Raw genomic sequence first — 18047 nt, forward strand, 5'->3', positions numbered from 1 at the left:
GCATGACCGCCGCACGCGCCCGGCGCCACCGCGAATTGCCGTGACAGCGGCGCGCCGAAATAACCGAGCGACGCCCGACGCTTCACTGCCTATGGGTCATTGCGGGAGAGCGGCGGCACGCGCCTCCATCCCGCCACCTTGCCCCGGCACCGCCGCACCCGATATAGCCATTGTGGCTGCTTCGAGCGGCCGTGGATCGAAAGCGGATTTTGCCTATGCCGCCCTTTCGCCTGAGTGCCGGGATCCTGCTCTATCGCAGGCGTGACGAGCTGGAGGTGTTCCTCATCCATCCGGGCGGACCCTTCTGGTCGGCGCGCGACGCGGGCGCGTGGCAAATCCCCAAGGGCAATGTCGAGCCCGGCGAGGACCCGCCCGAAGCGGCGCGGCGCGAGTTCCGCGAGGAACTGGGCAGCGACGCCGAGGGCGAGCTCGTGCCGCTCGGGCGCATCCGCCAGTCGGGCGGCAAATGGGTCGAGGCCTATGCGCTGGCCGGCGATCTCGATGCGGCCGGCATCGTCAGCGCGCTGACCGAGATGGAATGGCCGCCGCGCAGCGGACGGACCATCACCATTCCCGAAGTCGACCGCGCCGAATGGTTCACGATCGGCGTCGCGCGATCCCGGATGCTGGAGAGCCAGCGGCCATTGCTCGACCGGCTGGAGGAGCTGGTCGGCGGCTAGAGCATCGTGCGAAAAGTGGGAACCGGTTTTTAGCAAAAACGATGCGACAACAAATATCTGGAGCAGGCGAAGCGCGTCGGATTTAACGCAGCCTGCTCCAGGCCTTATTCGACCAGGCCGCGATGCCGGATCTCGCGCCACAGCATGTCGGCGTCGGCGCCGGCCCCGCCGGTATGCTCATAGGCCTCGACCAGCGCTTCGTCGGTGACGGCGAAGGTCGCGCGTTCCAGGAATTCCTGCGCCTCCAGGATGCGGCTGCGCAGATCCATGCCGAAATCGCCGCTGGTATCGCGGCCGAACAGCCCGCCCTTCATCTTCACCGAGAGATCGCCGCGCTCGATCATCGCCGCGATCCCGAGATCGTCGCGCATGCGCTGACGGATATGGGCCATGGACAGGGCGAGCATGCGAAGCGCGTAAGTATCGGACATTGCCCCGGCCTTAGACGCGGGTCGGCTGCGGGATCAAGGCGGGATCGGCGAAGCGCGTCACCGATCCGTCATATGATATGCACGGGGCAGCGCGATTGCCCCAGGCCGCGCGATCGGCCAGTCTTGCGCGTCCCCGATAGGGAGTCGCCCTTGCCCGACTATCGCATCGACTGCGCCGGAACGCGCCACCGTTTCGAGAGCCTGCGCCACGTGCTGGCCGCGGCGAGCCCGCTGCGTTCGGGCGACGTGCTCGCCGGCCTTGCCGCGACGGGCGCGGAGCAGCGCGTCGCGGCGCGTTACGTGCTCGCCGACCTGCCGCTTCGCACCTTCCTCGACGAAGCGGTGATCCCTTATGAGCAGGACGAGATCACTCGGCTGATCGTCGACCGCCACGATGCCGCCGCCTTTGCGCCGGTCGCGCACCTGACGGTGGGGGCGTTTCGCGAATGGCTGTTGCTGAACGAGACCGACGGCGCGGCGATCGCGGCGCTGGCGCCGGGCCTGACGCCGGAGATGGTCGCCGCCACGTCGAAGCTGATGCGCAACCAGGATCTGGTCGCCGTCGCGCGCAAGATCGGGGTCGTCACCGCTTTCCGCACCACCATCGGCCTGCCGGGCCGCCTCTCCACCCGGCTGCAGCCCAACCATCCGACCGACGACCCGGCCGGCATCGCCGCCGCGATCCTCGACGGGCTGCTACTCGGATCGGGTGACGCGGTGATCGGGATCAACCCGGCCGGCGATAATATCGCCCAGGCCGGCACGCTGCTGGCGCTGCTCGACGAGATCCGCCTGGCCTATGCCATCCCGACGCAGAGCTGCGTGCTCACCCATGTCACCAACACGCTGGCGCTGATCGCGCGCGGCGCGCCGGTCGATCTCTGCTTCCAGTCGATCGCGGGGACGCAAGCCGCCAATCGCGGTTTCGGCATCGATCTCGCGCTGCTCGCCGAAGCGGAGGCGGCGACCCGCTCGCTCGGCCGCGGCACGGTCGGCGATCATGCGATGTATTTCGAAACCGGCCAGGGATCGGCGCTGTCGGCCGGGGCGCATCACGGCGTGGACCAGCAGACGCTGGAATGCCGCGCCTATGCCGTCGCGCGCGCGTTTCGCCCGTTGCTGGTCAATTCAGTGGTCGGCTTCATCGGGCCGGAATATCTCTATGACGGCAAACAGATCCTGCGCGCCGCGCTGGAGGATCATTGCTGCGGCAAGCTGCTCGGCCTGCCGATGGGGCTCGACATCTGCTACACCAACCATGCCGAGGCCGATCAGGACGACATGGATACGATCCTGACCATGCTCGGCGTCGCCGGCGTGACGTTCGTGATGGGCGTGCCGGGCGCCGACGACATCATGCTCAACTATCAGTCGACCAGCTTCCATGACGCGCTCTATCTGCGCGACACGCTCGGGCTGCGGCCGGCGCCGGAATTCGAGGTGTGGCTCGGATCGGTCGGGCTGATCGATGGCGACGGGCGGATCGCGGCGGGGGACCGGGCGATGCTGCGGCATCACGCGATCCGGGCACTGGCCAATGGCTGAGCCGCCCGATCCCGGGCGGGAGGTCGCTCCCGGCCACCCCCTCGCCCATCTGCGCAGCCTGACCCAGGCGCGGATCGGGCTGGGCCGGGCCGGGCAGGCGCTGCCGACCGCGGCGCTGCTCGACTTCCAGCTTGCCCATGCCCGCGCGCGCGATGCGGTGGCGGCGCGGCTGGAGAGCGACGGCTTCAGCACCGCGATCGGCGGCCGCGCCGTGATCGAGGTAGCGAGCCGGGCGGGCGATCCGGCGACGTATCTCCAGCGCCCCGATCTCGGCCGGTGCCTGGCGGAGGGCGATGCCGCGCGGCTGACGCCGGCGGGCGACACGGTGGCGCTGATCGTCGGTGACGGCCTCTCGGCGACCGCCGTGCATGCGCATGCCGCGCCGCTGCTGCTCGCCCTGTTCGAGCGGCTGCCGGGCTGGCGGATCGCGCCGGTGGTGCTCGCGCGGCACGCCCGGGTCGCGCTGGGCGATGCGATCGGCGCGGCGCTAGGCGTCGATCTCGCGGTGATGCTGATCGGGGAGCGCCCGGGCCTCAGTGCGCCCGACAGCCTAGGCGCCTATCTCACCTGGGCGCCGCGCCCGGGCCGACAGGACAGCGAGCGCAACTGCGTCTCCAACATCCGCCCGCCGCACGGCCTTGGCTATGCCGCCGCGGCCGATGCGATCGTCTGGCTGATGACCGAGGCGCGGGCGCGGCGGCTGACCGGCGTCGCGCTGAAGGATGCGCGGGAGCTGGGGGACGGGCCGGAGAGGATCGCCGCGCCCTGAGCCGGTTCCGCCCCGGTGTTAGGCGCGGTGAATGGCGCAGAGCTTGTTGCCGTCCGGATCGCGCACATAGGACAGGTTGACCACCCCGACGATGCTGTCGCGCGGACCGGGCGCTTCCTCGATCGAGGTGCCGCCATGGGCAACGGCCACGTCGTGAAACTCCCGCACCTGATCGAGCGAGTCGCATTTGAAGGCGACGGTGCTGCCGTTACCGGGGGTCGCGGCCGCATCGTCGATTGGCTCGCTGACGCAGAAGGTGCTGCCGGCGTGGCGGTAGAACAAGCGGACATGGCCGGTGGCGGCTTCGTTGCGGACCGGTTCGCCCGCGCCCAGCACGCCGAGCACGGCATCGTAGAAGCGCCTGGACCGTTCGATGTCGTTGGAGCCGACCATGACGTGATTGAGCATGCCTTGTTCCTTTTGCGGATGGCCGACAGAAGTGCCGCGCCGGCAAAGAGGCGGCATGTTCCCCGGCGATCGGTAGCTACTGGGCATCTCGACCGGCGCACGCAAGGCCATAGTGGGCGCGCCGCGGCGTCGGGACTTGCGCAGCGCTGACGGCATGCAGGGAGGGATCAGCGCCGCGCTAGTCCGATGGCAGTCCGAGCGCATTTCTGCTATCCAGGCGCGATGTCGGCTGCCTTCATCCTCCTGGCATTGCTCGCGCAAACCGCGCCCGAGGCGCCGCGGCCAAGCCCTGCCGGCCAGGATTGCCACGAGATCATGGGCGGAACCGGCGGCACCCACCCGATCAGGACGGTATGCCCCGCAGCCGAACGAGCGATGGCCGAGTTCGGGCGCCGCCTCAAGGAAAACGGCCTCATCGCCGGCAAGGCGTGCCCCGGCGGGTTCGCCTATCTGCGCAGCGGTGGCGACGTGAACCGGCTGGCGGATTATGTCTGCCCGGAGCCCAAGACGAGGGACGGATCGAAGGCGTGAGGGGGCGAAAGCTCGTCACCTAGCCGGACGGATGTAACGGCCAGTGACAATGTCGCGCCAGCCTCTTACGCTGTAGCGGATGGCTGAAACCGACTGGACCGACGCGCAGAACGACGCGATCGTCGCGGACTATTTTGCCATGCTGGCCGATGATCTCGCCGGGCGCTCCTACAACAAGGCTGAGCATAACCGGATGATGCAAGCGCGGCTTGGACGCGGGCGCGGGTCAGTCGAATTCAAGCATCACAATATCAGCGCCGTCCTGCAGGGTTTCGGGGAAGTCCAAATCCCCGGCTACAAGCCAAGGTTCAATTTTCAGACGTCACTTGAGGACGCGGTGGCACGCTGGATCGCTGCGCACCCCGAATGGCTCGATCCGCTCGCCCGCGTTGCGAAGCCCGGCGGAATGCCGGCACTGCGCGAAGACAGCATCCTCTGGATCGGCCCGCCCCCAACCCAAAGCAACGCCCCGCCCCCGACAGAGCTGGAACAGATGATGGGAATCGCGCGGAAGTTCGACGTTGCCGGGCGCGACGATCGCAATCGTGCGCTGGGGCGTGCGGGCGAGGAGCGGGTGCTCGCCCATGAACGCGCTGCGCTGGCCGGTGCCGGCAGGCAGGATCTTGCGCGTCGCGTCAATGGGTTAGCGACGATATCGGCGACGGCGCGGGCTATGACATCGCAAGCTTCCAGCCCGATGGGCGGACGCGGCTCATCGAGGTAAAGACGACCAATGGCTGGGAGCGAACACCCTTCCATATCAGCCGAAACGAGCTGGCGATGGCGGACGCGAGGCGCGAGGAATGGCATCTCGTTCGCCTGTGGAATTTCGCGCGGGAGCCTCGCGCGTTCGAACTACGGCCACCGCTCGATGCCCATGTGACGCTGACCCCGACCAGCTTTCAGGCAAGTTTCGCATAGCGTGCGCCCGAGCCCATGGACGTATCCGAATTATTGAGAGGGCATTTCTCGTATAGCGGCGTCGCGGATTGTCGCCCAGCGGTGAAGATAATCACGCGCATTGGGTCCGCCGCATGCAAGCCTGGCTTTCCGTCCACCCAAGCGAATGGCGCCTTCGGCTTACGGCGCGTACGGCGAAGGGCTGCGTCGGCGGCGTGAATGATCGACTCCTCGGCAGTACGATCAATTCAGGGTAACAGGTAGCATCTGGTTTCCGGATATGGCGGTTGGACGATATGGACCAGCGCCTCCGGGGGGATATCGGTTTTTTCAACAATTCCTCATCAAAGCAGGCTCGCTGAACGTCATTAATTGCGGTGCCCAAAGACTTATATTTTCCGTCCACTGAATCGAAAACCGCGATATATTCTTTTTCGTTTAAAATATATTCTGCCATGTGCGACATATCTCGACGGTAAAAGTCCGCTTTGGAAACGTGCCTCGTACAACTGATATAGTCTTCATTTTAACTAGGAATATAACGCCGGTATGAATTTCATCTTCATCGCCAGGATATCCTACAATCTTAAGGACTTTTACGGGCTTGGCCAAAACAATAACCGTTCTCGCGTTCGGATCGGCTGCGCCGCCGAGCAGTATCGCACATATCATGACGAAACATAAACGCGCGATCTTCATTGCCGCCCTCCTTGCCGTGGGCACCCTTCGTGGCGCACCCCGCCTGTCGACATCCTGACACCAATGCGAACACTGACGTGCCGACATCGGCCCATGCTCAACCGTAAATGCATTTGCGACCCTCGTCCCTTTCGCTCGACATCAAGGATCGCTGGCGCTGAACCAAGGACAGCAAGGACAAAGGAAAGCAACGTCTCCCAACCGTAATAGCTTCGGCGTGCCAGGATAGAATGCGCGGAACAGACGGGATCGTCATGGTATCTCGTAGACCGGGACAGGGCCGTCACACCATACTTCATCCGAGCTCCGCCACGACGCAATTTCGGAACCATCCGTGGTTATGAGGAACCGTACATATTGATAGGGTCCAAAATTGCTGACCTGTTGCCGTATCATGATCCACAAGCCGTTCGCATGGGCTATTTTCGGACACCCATAGACATGCGCGATACCGTCATTTACCCATGCCTCGGCCCGCGACCATTCGGGAAACATATAGCGAGCGACCTTGCCGTAGTTCGGTGAGATCACCAGCTTCCGTCGGATATCATTTTCGAATTTTCCCACGGGGATACTGGCATCGATGCTTTCGAGCGGCGCCGATTGCCCCCTGGGTTCGACAAAAAAGTAACCCGTACAGCCAGCGCGGGCTTCATACTCTTTAGCGGTTCGCGTGGCCGCCCGGGGCGGGCAAGGGAACATCCGGTCGAGATATGCCTCGACTTCCACAGCGGTTTTCTGGATGCGGGGGAGCGGGGCGGGTTCCGGCGCGAACAAGACGATCGGCAGCACGCTCACGACGGCCAGCAAGACCACCAGTACGGCAATGGTCGACGTGAAACGAGTTGAACCGGCTACGGTCAATGCTGCCTCCGCTATCCACGTGGACCGCCCACCCGAATGCCGAACCTTCGCGTCACCGGATTTCGTCGATCACGGGCGGTCCGTCGCATTGTATTTCCCTGGCTTCCTTCCAGAAATCCTGGTCCGGTGCGAGCCGCGTAACGATCAATTCCGCACGCACATATCCCAGGACTTCAATAAATTCCCCTCGCAGGACAACCCACGCATTCCCGATATGGGCGATCTTTGGGCACATTGTATGGCGCGTGATTTCGAAGCTGTGCGCCAGCCACACATCCGCCTTCCTCCAGCGTGGGAACATGTACCGAAGGAACTTACCAAATATCGGGCTGGGCTCTAATCGGACCATTTTAACGCCGTTATCTATCCGGTAGACTTCAGGTCTTGCCTCTATGGAGTCAATCTTTGAGGACGGCGTGTCAGCTGTTATACTAAAAGAATCCGAATCTTCACTTGGATATTTTGTTCTGGGAAACATTCTGGACAGGTCGGCGCGGATCGCCCTCGCCGACTTATCGATACCGGCTGTTGCCGCAGGGCGTTTGGCGGCAGACGCGTTGCTCGCCGGGAGCAACAGTGCAGGGCATATGGCCGACAAGATCGCGCGGCGAATGAGAGCGGCCGGTTTCATTTCCGTCATCCTTTCTGCCGCGCATGGTTCTGCGACACCGAACAGGGCCTTATGATCTCCTTTTGTTCTCGTCGTGTCAATTGGCATGAGGCCACCGCAGCCTAGAATCCGTCGAGACCAAAAGCGCGCCATTGCAAGGGCGATATGAAGGCTTTGGGAAGTTCCTTTTTGGTTTTCCATGCCTGTTCAGCCTCTTTGAATTCTTTCCTGCGCGCGTTCAAACGTTCCACAAACAGAGAGAGCAGATCGTTGAACGGGACGGGGGTCCCCTGACGCTTGCCGTGCGTCGCCGGGTTATATTCCTTTCTGAATTTTGAACCGATGAATCCGCTATAATCTTGTTCCGAGCTCAACGGAATCGAGGCGAATATTTCTGCTGCCTTGCTGAAGGAGCCGCTCAGATTCCCCTTGAGCAATTCCTTTATGACGCCTTTTTGCTTCATCAACGTGATTGCGACCATATCCTGAGATATTTCGGAAAACTCCTTTCGCGACCACCATCCTTCCCCAAGATTCTTCCAATTGTCGGCCGTGATTTGATATCTGCCAATAGGAACGGTGCCGTAGAAGCGCTTGAGATCGGGAAGCCTTTGTTTGTCGGGATAGTGCGTTCGGTAATACCCATCTATTTCAGTTCCCTCGGTATGGGCGAATACGTCGAGAAGGGCCTTCACCTCTGGTAATGTGTAGTAATATCCTACCTCTCGTCTGATCTTGCGTCGCGCCCAGACCGTTGCTTTTTCATTTCCTGGAATGCCGTCGGGATACGGTTTTACCTGTACAGCAGCTGGTCTAACCTCTGCCAGCCATGCCCGCTCCTCAGCGGTCGTACGATAGTCTCCGTCGATCCCGCGTCCCTGCCCGCCGAAACCCGTGTCGTACGTCGATAAATTGGTGCCCAGCGGCGCGGGCGCGCGCTCTTTTTCTTTCTTGGCGCTATCCGGATTTGGCGTTTGGACGGTGGCGGGGCGCGGCTCGGCGAGCCCGCGTGCAACGGCACCGTTCACGGTCCCGAGCGGCTTCCCACCAACCCGGCCGGGCGAGGATATTTGCGTGAGCGAGGCGGGCGCTGCTGCGCGATCACCGGGCCGTCGCGCATCGCCGTCAGTGACAAGTCCCTCGGAATCGCCGAACTGGGGAGATAATCGCATCGCGACTGCCGGCTGGAACTGGGGCGCTGGCGGGCCGCCGCCAAAGCCCCGCGCATCTCCGATTTCGACCGGCGCATCGTCGGTCTGAACCCTGAGCCCACTTGGCTCTCCTCCCGTCGGGACGTCGCTATCCGGCCGCTCGCTGAGCACCTCCGAACCACCCGCACGCCACCACTTCACGGCATCCGGGGCCGAAAGCTCGCGCGGCGCCAGTCCCTCGGCGAGCAGCGCATAGCCGAGATATTCGTCCACCTCCGGATAGGTCGCGGCGCGCTTGCCCTGGGTGAGGTCTTCCAGGTCCCGCTGCATGTGCGAGATCACCCCCATCACCACATAGGTCCCGTCGGGCCGCTGCCGGCGCAGGTGCACCGGAAGAGATTCATGCACCTCCTCCGGCGTCATCTGGTGGATCGATTTCGGCTCGGGCGGCCGCGGGGGGAGCGGCGGGCGCGGCTTGGCGAGCCAGCCATTCTCCTCGACGAAGCGCCACAGCACCTCCTCGATCGGCTCGTCTTCCGCCGGCGCGGGCGTCACATCCGGCGGCAGGCGGGCGGGATCGGGCGCGGCCTTGGGCGGCTCTATCGCGCTGTCCGGCGGGACGAGTGCGGGTGTGGGCTGGCCGGGCGGAACGGGGGATCCTGAAGCGTCAGCGTCTTCGATTGGCGGGATATTCATGGCCATCGGCACCTCCTGTCCGGAAGGGCGCTAGCCCGGCGCGCGGCAAGGTTGAATCAACTCTCGCTTGCAATGTAGGAAAATTCCTATGAGAACATAATAGGAACAAAGAGGAGCGAGTCGTGCCACAGCGAACCAGCCTGTCGGATCCTGAAACCCTTGCCGCGGCGGCGAATCCCGCGTGCGGCCCCTGCGGCATATCGGAATGGCATCCCGAGACGCGGAGTTGCCAGATGGCGGGGTGCCCGTTCGCGGCGTCCTGCGACGCTGGCCCGGCCGCCGCGCGGGACGCCTCGCCAGAGCGGGAGCGCGCATGATCGATCCCGCCGTCCTGGATGCGATGCTCGCGGCGGGCGCGTCGGCCGAGGTGATCGTCGCCGCGGTCAAGGCCGATGCCGCGCGCGCCGATGCGCGGCGGGAAGCGCAGCGCGCCGGCAATGCCCGGCGGCAGCGGCGCTATCGCGACCGGCTGCACGGCGAGGGGACGGGGGATTTGTTCGAGGGTGACGCCGGTAACGCGTCACATGACGCCGCAGCGAGCGTGACCGGCGCCAGCCCCCCTTCCCTTGATAAAAGCCCCCAGACCCCAAAAATTAATCCCAACCCCCGTGCCCCCGGGGAGGAATCCCCCCGCGAGGGCACGAGGCGCTTCCCCTGCCCCGCCGGCTGCGATCCGAACGACTGGCGCGACCTGCTGGCCAATCGCCGGGCCAAGCGGCTGGCGATGACGGACGCCGCGTATCGCAAGCTGATCCGCGATCTCGCCGCTCAGGCCGACGACGTCTGGCCGCCCGGCCGGCTGCTCGCCCATGCCGCCGAGAAAGGCTGGGCGCAGATCTTCGACCCTCGCGACGACCACTCCCTCCACCAGCAAGGAGCCCGCCATGGAAACCGCCCCGCAGCCCGATCCGCATCCGCCCGCCGTGCCGAACCCGGCCCCGCCGGCGAGCCGCACAACCCTCTCGTCCGTGCCGTGCTGCGATCCGAAGCTCGCGACGCTGGTGGCGGAGGCAGCGGCTTTTAGCCATGTCTGCACGCCCGCCGAGCGCGCCGCGCTGGCCGGGATCGCGGCTATGGCCGAGGCAGCGCTGGCCCCGGCCGCCCCGCGCGAGATCCGCCGCATGATCGGCAAACTCGCGCTCGGCTTTCCCGCCGGCAAGGCCAGCGACCTGGAGGCCGGCGCCCGGCTGGAGCTTTATGCCGAGGGCCTGGCCGACATGCCCGCCGACATACTGGGCGCGGCCTGCGCCCGGGCGCTGCGCGAATGCCGTTTCTTCCCCACCGTCGCCGAGCTGCGCGAGCGCTGCGCCGGGCTGGCGGTGCGCCGCTGGGAGCTGTCGCGCATCCGCACCCTGATCGCGACGCACGACCGCGGCTGGCGACCCGCCGGCAAGCCGATCACCGCGGCGCAGCGCGCGCAGCTCCCGGCACTCTGCAAATGGCGGGAGGCAGCATGAAGATGGCCCCGATCGCACATGGCGTCATGACGCCGGAGCCCGACCTGTCCCCATGGGAGCGCGCCGTGCTCGCCTGCATCGCCGCCGCGGCCGAGGCCGGGCGCACTGCCCCGACCGGCGACGAACTGCAGGAATGCTGCGGCTGTGAATCGATCAGCACCACGGTGCATCTCGTCCAGCGGCTCGAGCGCAAGGGGCTGATCCGCGTCCAGCGCTATCAGCGCACCCGCCGCATCACCATCCTGGCGACGGGCAAGGCAACCGCGCCGGTGACCAACAAGACGCCGCACTGGCGCACGCGCAAGCGGCCCGGCCGCCTGCCATCGGCCGCGCTGCCGGCCCTGAAGAGCCGCCGGCCGGACATCGCGATGGAGATCATCAAGGCCGCCCGGCGCGAGGGCATGGCGCTGGACGATTTCATCGCCGAACTGGTCTGGGCCGGCTGGCAATCGCGCGAGGAAGCCTTCGCGGCACGGGTGGCGGCGCTGGGGTGAGGTGGCGCGCTCGATTCAGATCGCTACCTTACGCCCGCTCACGGCACCAGCACCTCGATCACCCCCGCCGCGACGCGGGCGGTGACGGGTGTCCTGGCCAGCAGCTCGCCGTCGATCGAGATCGCCATCGGCGGCTCGGTCGCGATGCGGAGTTCGGTGCCGGCGAAATGCTCGACCGTTTCGTGGCGGGCATCGAGGCGCAGCACGCTTGCCGCCCAGTTCTTGAGCAGCCGGCTCCGCGCATGGCCGGTCACCGCCTGGACGACGATCATGCCGTTATCGACCTCGGCCTGCTCGTTGACTTCGGTGCCGCCATGATAGGGCCCGTTGGAGATGCGCACCTCGACCACGGCGAGCCGTTTCGCATCGGCGCCTTCGCCGACGATCAGGGTGAAGGGCTTGAAGTGCAGGAACTCCCACGCCGCCCAGCCGAGATAGCCGGCGCGGCCGAGATATTTCTTCAGCGCATGCGGAACCGACTGGGCGATGCGCGGGGCGATGCCGATCGCAGCGCCGTTCGCGAAATAATCGTCGTCGATCATGCCGAGATCGATCCGCCGCCGCACGCCGCCAGCGATCACGGCGAAGGCGCCCGCGACGTCGACCGGGATGCCGAGCGTGCGCGCGAAGCTGTTCGCGGTGCCGAGCGGCAGCACCCCCAGCGCCGTCTGCGTGCCGACGAGATGATCGACCAGCCCGCTGATCGTGCCGTCGCCGCCGCCGAGGATCATCAGATCGGGGCGCTGCGCCAGCGCGCGCTTCACCACTTCATCGAGCTTCGCCGGATCCTCCACCGCGTGGCAATCGACCGGAAAGGGCAGCGTGTCGCAATGCCCGCGCGCCTGTTCGAACAGCGCCTGGCCCTTGCGCGACTGAGCATTGACGACCATCGCCGCGCTACGGATTTCGGACATGCGGGCTGGGCCTTTCGGGGTCATCTGGCGGGGTGAACGTTCCGCCGCGGCTTTCGGGGCCAGCGCGCGCTTTGGCCTTGCCCCGGCCTGAAATGCTGCGCAGACCGGCCGCGTCAAAACGGGAGAGGTCGATGGGCGTGCGCAAGGGGTTCTGGCCGGGCGCGATCCTCGCCGCGATGGCGATGCTGCTGCCCGCCGCCGCGGCCGAGGCAGCGCCCGCGCGCCGCGCGCCGCCGGCCAGGAGCCTGAAGCCGTTCGCGTCGGACGCCGCGTTGCGCGCGTTCCTGCAGCGCGTGCGGGCCAGCGCCGCGCCGATGGCCAATGCCGAGCCGATGGCCGCGCCACCCCCCGCACCGAGCGCAGAGGCTATCGTCGTCACCGGGGCGAAAGCGGTCGACATCACCAACACCCAGGAAGCCGGCGTCGACGAGGGCGGGATCGTCAAGCAGCGCGGCGACATCCTGATCGTGCTGCGGCGCGGGCGGCTGTTCACCATTTCGATCGCCGGCGGCAGGATGGCGCCGGTCGACCGGATCGACGCCTTTCCGCCGGGCGTGACCGGCCAGGGCGACTGGTATGACGAGATGCTGCTCTCCGGCAACCGCGTGATCGTGATCGGCTATAGCTATGCGCGCGGCGGGACGGAGATCAACCGCTTCCGCATCGACGATGCCGGGCATCTGCGCTTCGAGGATGCCTATCAGCTGCGCTCGAGCGATTATTATTCGGCGAGCAACTATGCCGCGCGGCTGATCGGCGACACGCTGATCTTCTACACCCCGCTCGCGATCGGGCGGGCCGGCGATCCGCTCGCCGCGCTGCCCGGCATGCGGCGCTGGAGCGGGCGAAAGGATGCGCCGTTCCGGCGGATCGTGCGCGCGGACCAGGTCTATATTCCGCCCACGCTGCAGGCCGGCGGGGCGGCGACGATCGACACGCTGCACACGCTGACCAGCTGCAATCTGGCGACGGCCGAGCTGCAATGCCGCGCGGTCGGCGTGCTCGGGGCGGAATCGCGCAGCTTCTACGTCTCGCCCACCGCCATGTATCTGTGGATCTCCGATGCCTGGTCGCAGCGCGCGCGGCGGCGCGGCGCGCGCGGTTTCCTCTACCGGCTGCCGCTGGGCAAGGCCGCGCCGAGCGCGATCGGCGTGCGCGGCAGCCCGGTCGACCAATTCTCCTTCCAGGAACGCGCCGGGCGGCTCAACGTGGTGGTGCGGGCCGATGGCGGCGGCGATGCGATGTGGTCGCCGCTCGTGTCGGACGGCGATGTCGCGCTGGCGCGGATTCCGCTCGACCAGATCGGCACGGGATCGGCCGAGCTGCCGCTCTCCGCCTATCGCTCGCTGCCCTTTCCGAACCGCGGCTATTGGGGTTTCCACAACCGCTTCATCGATGATGCGCTGCTGTACGGCCAGTCCTCGGACGAGAAGAAGCAGCAGCTCGTTCATGTCGTGCCGGTTGCCGGGGGGCCGATCGCGGCGCTGCCGCTCGGCCAGTCGGTCGACCGGATCGACCTTCTCGGGCGCGACGGCATCGTGATCGGCGGCACCAAGGATGGCGGGCTCGGCTTCGCCACGATCGACCTGACGCCCGGCGCGGCACCGAAGCTCGGCGACCGCTTCGTGCTGCCCAAGGCGAGCCAGGCGGAATCGCGCAGCCAGGCCTTCTTCTTCGCGCCCGACCCGCGCTCGCCGGACGGGGCCGACGGGATGCTCGGCCTGCCCGTGGGGCGCAGTGCCGGCGGCAAGGACATGGCGGCGATGCTCTATCTCCGGCGCAACGCGCGGCGGCTGTCCGCGGCGGGCGAACTGGCCGGCAGCGCGGCGGGCGGCGCGCGCGACGATGGGTGCACGGCATCCTGCGTCGACTGGTACGGCGCGATGCGCCCGATCTTCACCGGCGGCCGCATCTTTGCGCTGATCGGCTATGAGCTGGTCGAAGGCGCGCGGCGGGGCGATGGCGTGGCCGAAATCGGCCGGGTGGATTTCGCGCGGCCGCCGGCGCGGCGCTGAGCGGTTTCAGGATTCCACCAGCGCCTCGACCAAGGTCTGCGCCAGCCATGCCTCGTAGCGGTCGGGCGTCCAGCCGGATTCGTGGACCAGCATGCGATAGAGATCGCGGCTGGTGTACATCCACAGCAGCCGCCGCGCCTCGGCGATCGGCAGGCCGGCGCGCGCGCGGCCCTCGGCGTAAAGCTGCTCGATCCGCCCTTCCTGCTGGGCCAGACGGATCTCCTCGAAGTCCTGTTCGAGCGCGCGCAGGGCAGGTGAAAAGGTAGCTACACCGCGGATCAGACCAAGCTCGGCGCTCTCGCCTTCGTAGATGGCGCGGGCGACGGCGGCGCTGGCGGCGAGGCGGGGGACCGCGCCGGACACGTGTTGGAGCCGCGCCATCGCCGCCTGATAGCGGCCGCCGAACAGCGCCGCCTCCATCAGCGCCCGCAGCACGCCCTCCTTGGACTTGAACAAAGCATAGACGGTCGAGGCGGACACCCCGGCCGCCCGGGCGAGATCGGCGATGGTCGCGGCGTCGATGCCGCGGCGGACGAACAGGGCGCGGGCAGCGTCGAGCACGCGCGCCCGGGTCGCGGCGGCGGCCTCGTCGCGGCGGGTGGAGGAATAGGCGCGCCTGGGTTTCGTTGACATTTCGATATAGCTTACTACAGTGAATTTGGCCGACAGCGAAGAGACGACCGACCATGCCAGTGTCCCCTGCCCTCGTCACTGAATCAACGCAGATCGCCGCGCGGGCCGCTATCGGCGCCGCGCTGCTCGCGGTCGCGGCCCTGGCCGTGCTGCACGCCGTGCGGCGCGATCTCGATCCGGGCTGGCACGTCATCAGCGAATATGCGGTCGGCGCGCGGGGCTGGATCATGGGCCTGTGCTTTGCCGCCTTCGCCGCGGCGAGCCTGGCGCTGGGCGCAGCGCTGATCGGGCAGCTGCCGACGCTGACCGGGCGGATCGGCCTGGCCTGCCTGATCGCAGCGGGCGTCGGCCTGGCGCTCGCCGCGCTGTTTCCGATGGACCCGATCACGACGGCGCCGGCCGACGCGTCGCTCTCGGGGCGGATGCACGGCGTGTCGTTCATGATCGGGGTGCCGGGCGAGATCCTCGCGGTGCTGCTCCTATCGCTCGCGCTGCGCGCCCGGCCCGACTGGGCCGGCGCCCCGCTGCTGCCGCTGACCGCGGTGATCTGGATCAGCCTGGTGGTGATGGCCGCGGGGATCCTGCTGGCGTCGAAGGGCGGGATGAACGGCCCCGGCCTGCTCGGCTGGGCCAACCGCCTGCTGATGATCGGCTATGCCGCGTGGATCGCGGTGGTCGCCTGGCCGCTGGCGCGCTGGGGCTGAGGGCCCCGGATAGCCGCGTCGCCGCGGAGCCGCCCGCGTCGATTCAACCGTTCAGGCCGGGCGCTTAGACCCGCCGCTCCCCCCGCGGCCGCCCGAGCCGAAATCGATCCACCAGATGACGCCGGAGGAGATGCACGAATCCTTGCCCGTGCACCTGCGCCGGCAACGCCCCGACGGGACCTATTATGCGATGGGGCTGATCTCGCGCATGCAGCAGGACCTGGAAGACCTCACCCAGGGCAAGCGCGCCGCGACCTATCCGGAGGTAGATGAGTATCTCGGCTATGCGCTGCTCGCCGAGGGACTGGCGCCCCGCGAGCTTTCGGCTCCGGAGGCCGTGAAGTGGTGGCGTGCGGGTGGTTCGGAGGTACTCAGCGAGCGGCCGAACAATGCACCACTGCTTGCAGTACCAGACGCAGTTCATCAGTCAGCCCGGCCACATGTGGCAATCGATCCCTCCGTTGCCGACGGCCGCGAACGTCCGGCGTCGGCCGGCGGCTCGCCTTCACCCACGCAAATATCCTTTATCGGCCACCCTCTGATGGCGAGCGTCAACGGCAAGATTGATCTGGCGACTTTGTCCGGTGCAGATATGAGCCGCGATGCCTCGATGGGGCCTGTGGCCGCACCGGCTGCGGGGTTTGGCCCGAACAAGGCCTTCGAGGCGTTATCCCGATCTTACAAGGCAACCGCTCGGCCGAGGAATAGCAAGGAAGATACGGATAAGGCGACCAGAGGTCGTTTGCTGAATTCGGCCGGCTTGCTCGATCTTCAAAGAAAAAGATCGCTCGGCCTTGCTACGCAAGATCCCTACTCGCCCGCAAACCTGAATCTAGGCGTCAACCAACAATATGATGACACGATCGTCATGGCGTCGTGGAAATACGGTCTCGCGCCCCAGACCCTTGCTGCGTTCATCGGCGCAGAGGCACGTCGCAATAGCCGAAACGAGTGGGACCCGAAAAGCAAAAACTCCGATACAGGAGCATCGGGCCTCACTCAGTTCGTTGCCACAACCTGGATTGGCGAAGCAGAACGGCGTGGAAGTTATTTGAATGAGGTCGCGCAAAGATTAGGTTATCTGGATCGTAATGGCAAGATGAAAGAAGATCACAAAAAGGACTTCCTAGAACTTCGTTTCGACACCGATCATTCGATTTATGCCGCAGCAGATTATGCTTCTTATAATATTGCTGCTCTAAGAGCGCGCAAAATGATCCTGGATGAGTCCCCGGCCGCCATCGCACGCTACGCCTATATCGCACATCATGAAGGATTGGACGGCGCAAGGCGCTTTTTCGGAGGTCAACCCGTGAAGGCGGCGCATTGGTATGAAAATGTGCCTCAAGAAAAACGGAAAGCTTTGCTTGCCGCCAATGGGCAGGATCGCGACGCGGCGTACCGAGCGTTCATGAATAGGTATACTGATGAGCGGATCGATGTGACTCTGTATATGTACGATCCGGCAAATGTCACGCCACCTGCCACGCAAACGTTGCACCGAAAAGCAAGGCGCTGAGCGGTCGCTGCACAGCATATGCCGACTCGTTTTCGTCGGCAGCTATTGTATGTCGGGCGGGTTGATTTTTTGAACAAAAGAAGATCATAATGAGAATCACACCATGCGTCGGCAAAGCCCGGACGGATGAAGTCACCGGGCGCACGTTACGCGATGGTACCCGAGGCAGGGATCGAAATGACGCATAGGGGGAAGATACAATCCGTTGTTGGTGCTGCGATCGCCGGTGTGGTGCTGATGGCCCTGTTCACCACCGCCGCACCCGGCGCCGCAACACGGACGCAGCCCGCCAGCGCGCGTGAGATACAGCGTGCAAAGCGGACGATTGCGAGCATTACCACACGCCGTGAGTCTTGCAGGAATCGCGAGGAACTCCCCACGCCCGCCTATCTCCAGGCCTGCGACGGTGCGGCGATCGAAGCCTATGACAAACTCCTGCCGCGCGCTCGCACGCACGCGTTGCGGCAAGCCCTCCTCGCAGAGATGATCGGCCTCTTTCTAGAAGCCATCAATCCGGACCGCGCTCGTTATCGCAATTACGCCCAGGCGGATATTGTGGTGGCGGTATCCAACTACGCCGATCTGGCGCGCCGGCGCGCGGAGATCTTGACCGGTACCGTTCCAGCGCCGCCATCCCGGATGGCCGTGCGGGCAAAGGCCGGGCTGTTCGACTGGATCGATCGAACGCCGGGCCTGCGCGCCGCGACACACGATGACACCCTGACGACACGGGCTGTGACTCGCCGCTGGGCCGCCATCCGCAACGCCGATTGCGCCGCTTATCCGGTGCCTCGCTGCGCCGAGCGGCTGGACGAAGCAATGCGGCAGATGGTCCGTGAACTTACCACGCCGTGACAGGCGCGGTAAATGTGAGTTGGAGGAAGATAATTAGCAATAAGGACGCCATAAGCGCGATCGATATCATGCTGACTAAGCCAATATGCCGGTGCGAACCGTTGCAGCCACCATTGACTCTATAGGAACAAAAGGGGATCATATTCCTATTCGGCGTTTAACGCTGCGGCTC

The 18047-nt window shown here is 65.8% G+C and carries 21 protein-coding genes; 13 read left to right on the forward strand and 8 right to left on the reverse strand.

What is annotated here, in order from left to right; genetic code table 11:
• Positions 1 to 215 precede the first annotated feature (215 nt).
• Positions 216 to 680 (forward strand): NUDIX hydrolase, encoded by a 465-nt coding sequence (locus U1769_RS01255; RefSeq protein ID WP_332711000.1) that lies wholly within the window; start codon positions 216 to 218, stop codon positions 678 to 680.
• A 104-nt stretch (positions 681 to 784) separates the two neighbouring features.
• On the opposite strand, the gene U1769_RS01260 is transcribed toward U1769_RS01255, so the two are convergent.
• A complete protein-coding gene (locus U1769_RS01260) occupies positions 785 to 1111 on the reverse strand; it encodes a hypothetical protein (protein WP_332711002.1) in 327 nt (108 codons plus the stop codon).
• A 150-nt stretch (positions 1112 to 1261) separates the two neighbouring features.
• Between U1769_RS01260 and U1769_RS01265 the strand changes: the two genes are divergently transcribed.
• Together U1769_RS01265 and eutC are read left to right on the forward strand one after the other, a co-directional pair.
• Positions 1262 to 2656 carry an ethanolamine ammonia-lyase subunit EutB gene (locus U1769_RS01265; RefSeq protein ID WP_332711004.1) on the forward strand — a complete coding sequence of 465 codons (1395 nt, stop codon included), beginning with the start codon at positions 1262 to 1264 and terminating at the stop codon, positions 2654 to 2656.
• On the forward strand, positions 2649 to 3425 hold the full coding sequence (eutC, locus tag U1769_RS01270; RefSeq protein WP_332711006.1) for an ethanolamine ammonia-lyase subunit EutC: 777 nt from the start codon (positions 2649 to 2651) through the stop codon (positions 3423 to 3425). Before U1769_RS01265 ends, eutC begins: the two co-directional genes overlap by 8 nt.
• An 18-nt stretch (positions 3426 to 3443) precedes the next feature.
• Here the strand turns inward: eutC and U1769_RS01275 are convergent, their stop codons facing one another.
• Positions 3444 to 3833 (reverse strand): VOC family protein, encoded by a 390-nt coding sequence (locus tag U1769_RS01275; RefSeq protein WP_332711008.1) that lies wholly within the window; start codon positions 3831 to 3833, stop codon positions 3444 to 3446.
• 222 nt (positions 3834 to 4055) lie between these two features.
• On the opposite strand from U1769_RS01275, the gene U1769_RS01280 reads away from it, so the two are divergent.
• From U1769_RS01280 to U1769_RS01290, 3 genes are all read left to right on the forward strand, one after another.
• Complete coding sequence (locus U1769_RS01280; RefSeq protein WP_332711009.1) at positions 4056 to 4364, forward strand: hypothetical protein; 309 nt, start codon at positions 4056 to 4058, stop codon at positions 4362 to 4364.
• Positions 4365 to 4443: 79 nt separating this feature from the next.
• A complete protein-coding gene (locus U1769_RS01285; RefSeq protein ID WP_332711011.1) occupies positions 4444 to 5088 on the forward strand; it encodes a hypothetical protein in 645 nt (214 codons plus the stop codon).
• Positions 5043 to 5285, forward strand: a complete 243-nt coding sequence (locus tag U1769_RS01290) for a protein NO VEIN domain-containing protein (protein ID WP_332713574.1) — start codon at positions 5043 to 5045, stop codon at positions 5283 to 5285. Before U1769_RS01285 ends, U1769_RS01290 begins: the two co-directional genes overlap by 46 nt.
• A gap of 417 nt (positions 5286 to 5702) precedes the next feature.
• Here U1769_RS01290 and U1769_RS01295 read toward each other — a convergent pair whose 3' ends face one another.
• The 4 genes from U1769_RS01295 to U1769_RS01310 all read right to left on the reverse strand — a co-directional run bounded on the left by U1769_RS01295 (position 5703) and on the right by U1769_RS01310 (position 9290).
• Positions 5703 to 5963 carry a hypothetical protein gene (locus U1769_RS01295; RefSeq protein ID WP_332711013.1) on the reverse strand — a complete coding sequence of 87 codons (261 nt, stop codon included), beginning with the start codon at positions 5961 to 5963 and terminating at the stop codon, positions 5703 to 5705.
• A 252-nt stretch (positions 5964 to 6215) separates the two neighbouring features.
• Entirely contained in the window at positions 6216 to 6827 is a 612-nt protein-coding gene (locus U1769_RS01300; protein ID WP_332711015.1) for a hypothetical protein, read from the reverse strand.
• Between the two features lie 52 nt (positions 6828 to 6879).
• Complete coding sequence (locus tag U1769_RS01305; protein ID WP_332711017.1) at positions 6880 to 7458, reverse strand: hypothetical protein; 579 nt, start codon at positions 7456 to 7458, stop codon at positions 6880 to 6882.
• A gap of 101 nt (positions 7459 to 7559) precedes the next feature.
• Complete coding sequence (locus tag U1769_RS01310) at positions 7560 to 9290, reverse strand: lysozyme family protein (RefSeq protein WP_332711019.1); 1731 nt, start codon at positions 9288 to 9290, stop codon at positions 7560 to 7562.
• Between the two features lie 307 nt (positions 9291 to 9597).
• Here U1769_RS01310 and U1769_RS01315 point away from each other — a divergent pair, with 307 nt between their 5' ends.
• From U1769_RS01315 to U1769_RS01325, 3 genes are read left to right on the forward strand one after another with little or no spacing between them, the layout of a single operon-like run.
• Positions 9598 to 10308 (forward strand): phage replication initiator YdaU family protein, encoded by a 711-nt coding sequence (locus U1769_RS01315; protein WP_332711021.1) that lies wholly within the window; start codon positions 9598 to 9600, stop codon positions 10306 to 10308.
• Entirely contained in the window at positions 10253 to 10741 is a 489-nt protein-coding gene (locus U1769_RS01320) for a hypothetical protein (RefSeq protein WP_332711023.1), read from the forward strand. The genes U1769_RS01315 and U1769_RS01320 overlap by 56 nt, the downstream gene beginning before the upstream one ends.
• Positions 10738 to 11235, forward strand: a complete 498-nt coding sequence (locus tag U1769_RS01325; protein ID WP_332711025.1) for a hypothetical protein — start codon at positions 10738 to 10740, stop codon at positions 11233 to 11235. Before U1769_RS01320 ends, U1769_RS01325 begins: the two co-directional genes overlap by 4 nt.
• 38 nt (positions 11236 to 11273) lie before the next feature.
• On the opposite strand, the gene U1769_RS01330 is transcribed toward U1769_RS01325, so the two are convergent.
• Complete coding sequence (locus tag U1769_RS01330; protein ID WP_332711026.1) at positions 11274 to 12149, reverse strand: diacylglycerol/lipid kinase family protein; 876 nt, start codon at positions 12147 to 12149, stop codon at positions 11274 to 11276.
• Between the two features lie 131 nt (positions 12150 to 12280).
• Here U1769_RS01330 and U1769_RS01335 point away from each other — a divergent pair, with 131 nt between their 5' ends.
• Positions 12281 to 14164, forward strand: a complete 1884-nt coding sequence (locus tag U1769_RS01335) for a beta-propeller domain-containing protein (protein ID WP_332711028.1) — start codon at positions 12281 to 12283, stop codon at positions 14162 to 14164.
• A gap of 6 nt (positions 14165 to 14170) precedes the next feature.
• Here U1769_RS01335 and U1769_RS01340 read toward each other — a convergent pair whose 3' ends face one another.
• Entirely contained in the window at positions 14171 to 14797 is a 627-nt protein-coding gene (locus U1769_RS01340; RefSeq protein WP_332711030.1) for a TetR/AcrR family transcriptional regulator, read from the reverse strand.
• 53 nt (positions 14798 to 14850) lie between these two features.
• Here U1769_RS01340 and U1769_RS01345 point away from each other — a divergent pair, with 53 nt between their 5' ends.
• From U1769_RS01345 to U1769_RS01355, 3 genes are all read left to right on the forward strand, one after another.
• Positions 14851 to 15501, forward strand: a complete 651-nt coding sequence (locus U1769_RS01345; protein WP_332711032.1) for a DUF998 domain-containing protein — start codon at positions 14851 to 14853, stop codon at positions 15499 to 15501.
• 115 nt (positions 15502 to 15616) lie between these two features.
• On the forward strand, positions 15617 to 17020 hold the full coding sequence (locus U1769_RS01350; protein WP_332711034.1) for a hypothetical protein: 1404 nt from the start codon (positions 15617 to 15619) through the stop codon (positions 17018 to 17020).
• 237 nt (positions 17021 to 17257) lie between these two features.
• Positions 17258 to 17875 (forward strand): hypothetical protein, encoded by a 618-nt coding sequence (locus U1769_RS01355; protein WP_332711036.1) that lies wholly within the window; start codon positions 17258 to 17260, stop codon positions 17873 to 17875.
• Positions 17876 to 18047 lie beyond the last annotated feature (172 nt).

Source organism: Parasphingomonas zepuensis (assembly GCF_036663735.1).
In the GTDB taxonomy this organism is placed as follows: Bacteria; Pseudomonadota; Alphaproteobacteria; order Sphingomonadales; family Sphingomonadaceae; genus Sphingomonas.

Excerpts from the sequence above, each read along its gene's own strand:
- U1769_RS01255 (WP_332711000.1), top strand. The coding sequence starts at position 216 with ATGCCGCCCTTTCGCCTGAGTGCCGGGATCCTGCTCTATCGCAGGCGT.
- U1769_RS01260 (WP_332711002.1), bottom strand. The coding sequence starts at position 1,111 with ATGTCCGATACTTACGCGCTTCGCATGCTCGCCCTGTCCATGGCCCAT.
- eutC (WP_332711006.1), top strand. The coding sequence starts at position 2,649 with ATGGCTGAGCCGCCCGATCCCGGGCGGGAGGTCGCTCCCGGCCACCCC.
- U1769_RS01275 (WP_332711008.1), bottom strand. The coding sequence starts at position 3,833 with ATGCTCAATCACGTCATGGTCGGCTCCAACGACATCGAACGGTCCAGG.
- U1769_RS01280 (WP_332711009.1), top strand. The coding sequence starts at position 4,056 with ATGTCGGCTGCCTTCATCCTCCTGGCATTGCTCGCGCAAACCGCGCCC.
- U1769_RS01285 (WP_332711011.1), top strand. The coding sequence starts at position 4,444 with ATGGCTGAAACCGACTGGACCGACGCGCAGAACGACGCGATCGTCGCG.
- U1769_RS01295 (WP_332711013.1), bottom strand. The coding sequence starts at position 5,963 with ATGAAGATCGCGCGTTTATGTTTCGTCATGATATGTGCGATACTGCTC.
- U1769_RS01305 (WP_332711017.1), bottom strand. The coding sequence starts at position 7,458 with ATGAAACCGGCCGCTCTCATTCGCCGCGCGATCTTGTCGGCCATATGC.
- U1769_RS01310 (WP_332711019.1), bottom strand. The coding sequence starts at position 9,290 with ATGGCCATGAATATCCCGCCAATCGAAGACGCTGACGCTTCAGGATCC.
- U1769_RS01315 (WP_332711021.1), top strand. The coding sequence starts at position 9,598 with ATGATCGATCCCGCCGTCCTGGATGCGATGCTCGCGGCGGGCGCGTCG.
- U1769_RS01325 (WP_332711025.1), top strand. The coding sequence starts at position 10,738 with ATGAAGATGGCCCCGATCGCACATGGCGTCATGACGCCGGAGCCCGAC.
- U1769_RS01330 (WP_332711026.1), bottom strand. The coding sequence starts at position 12,149 with ATGTCCGAAATCCGTAGCGCGGCGATGGTCGTCAATGCTCAGTCGCGC.
- U1769_RS01335 (WP_332711028.1), top strand. The coding sequence starts at position 12,281 with ATGGGCGTGCGCAAGGGGTTCTGGCCGGGCGCGATCCTCGCCGCGATG.
- U1769_RS01340 (WP_332711030.1), bottom strand. The coding sequence starts at position 14,797 with ATGTCAACGAAACCCAGGCGCGCCTATTCCTCCACCCGCCGCGACGAG.
- U1769_RS01345 (WP_332711032.1), top strand. The coding sequence starts at position 14,851 with ATGCCAGTGTCCCCTGCCCTCGTCACTGAATCAACGCAGATCGCCGCG.
- U1769_RS01350 (WP_332711034.1), top strand. The coding sequence starts at position 15,617 with ATGACGCCGGAGGAGATGCACGAATCCTTGCCCGTGCACCTGCGCCGG.
- U1769_RS01355 (WP_332711036.1), top strand. The coding sequence starts at position 17,258 with ATGGCCCTGTTCACCACCGCCGCACCCGGCGCCGCAACACGGACGCAG.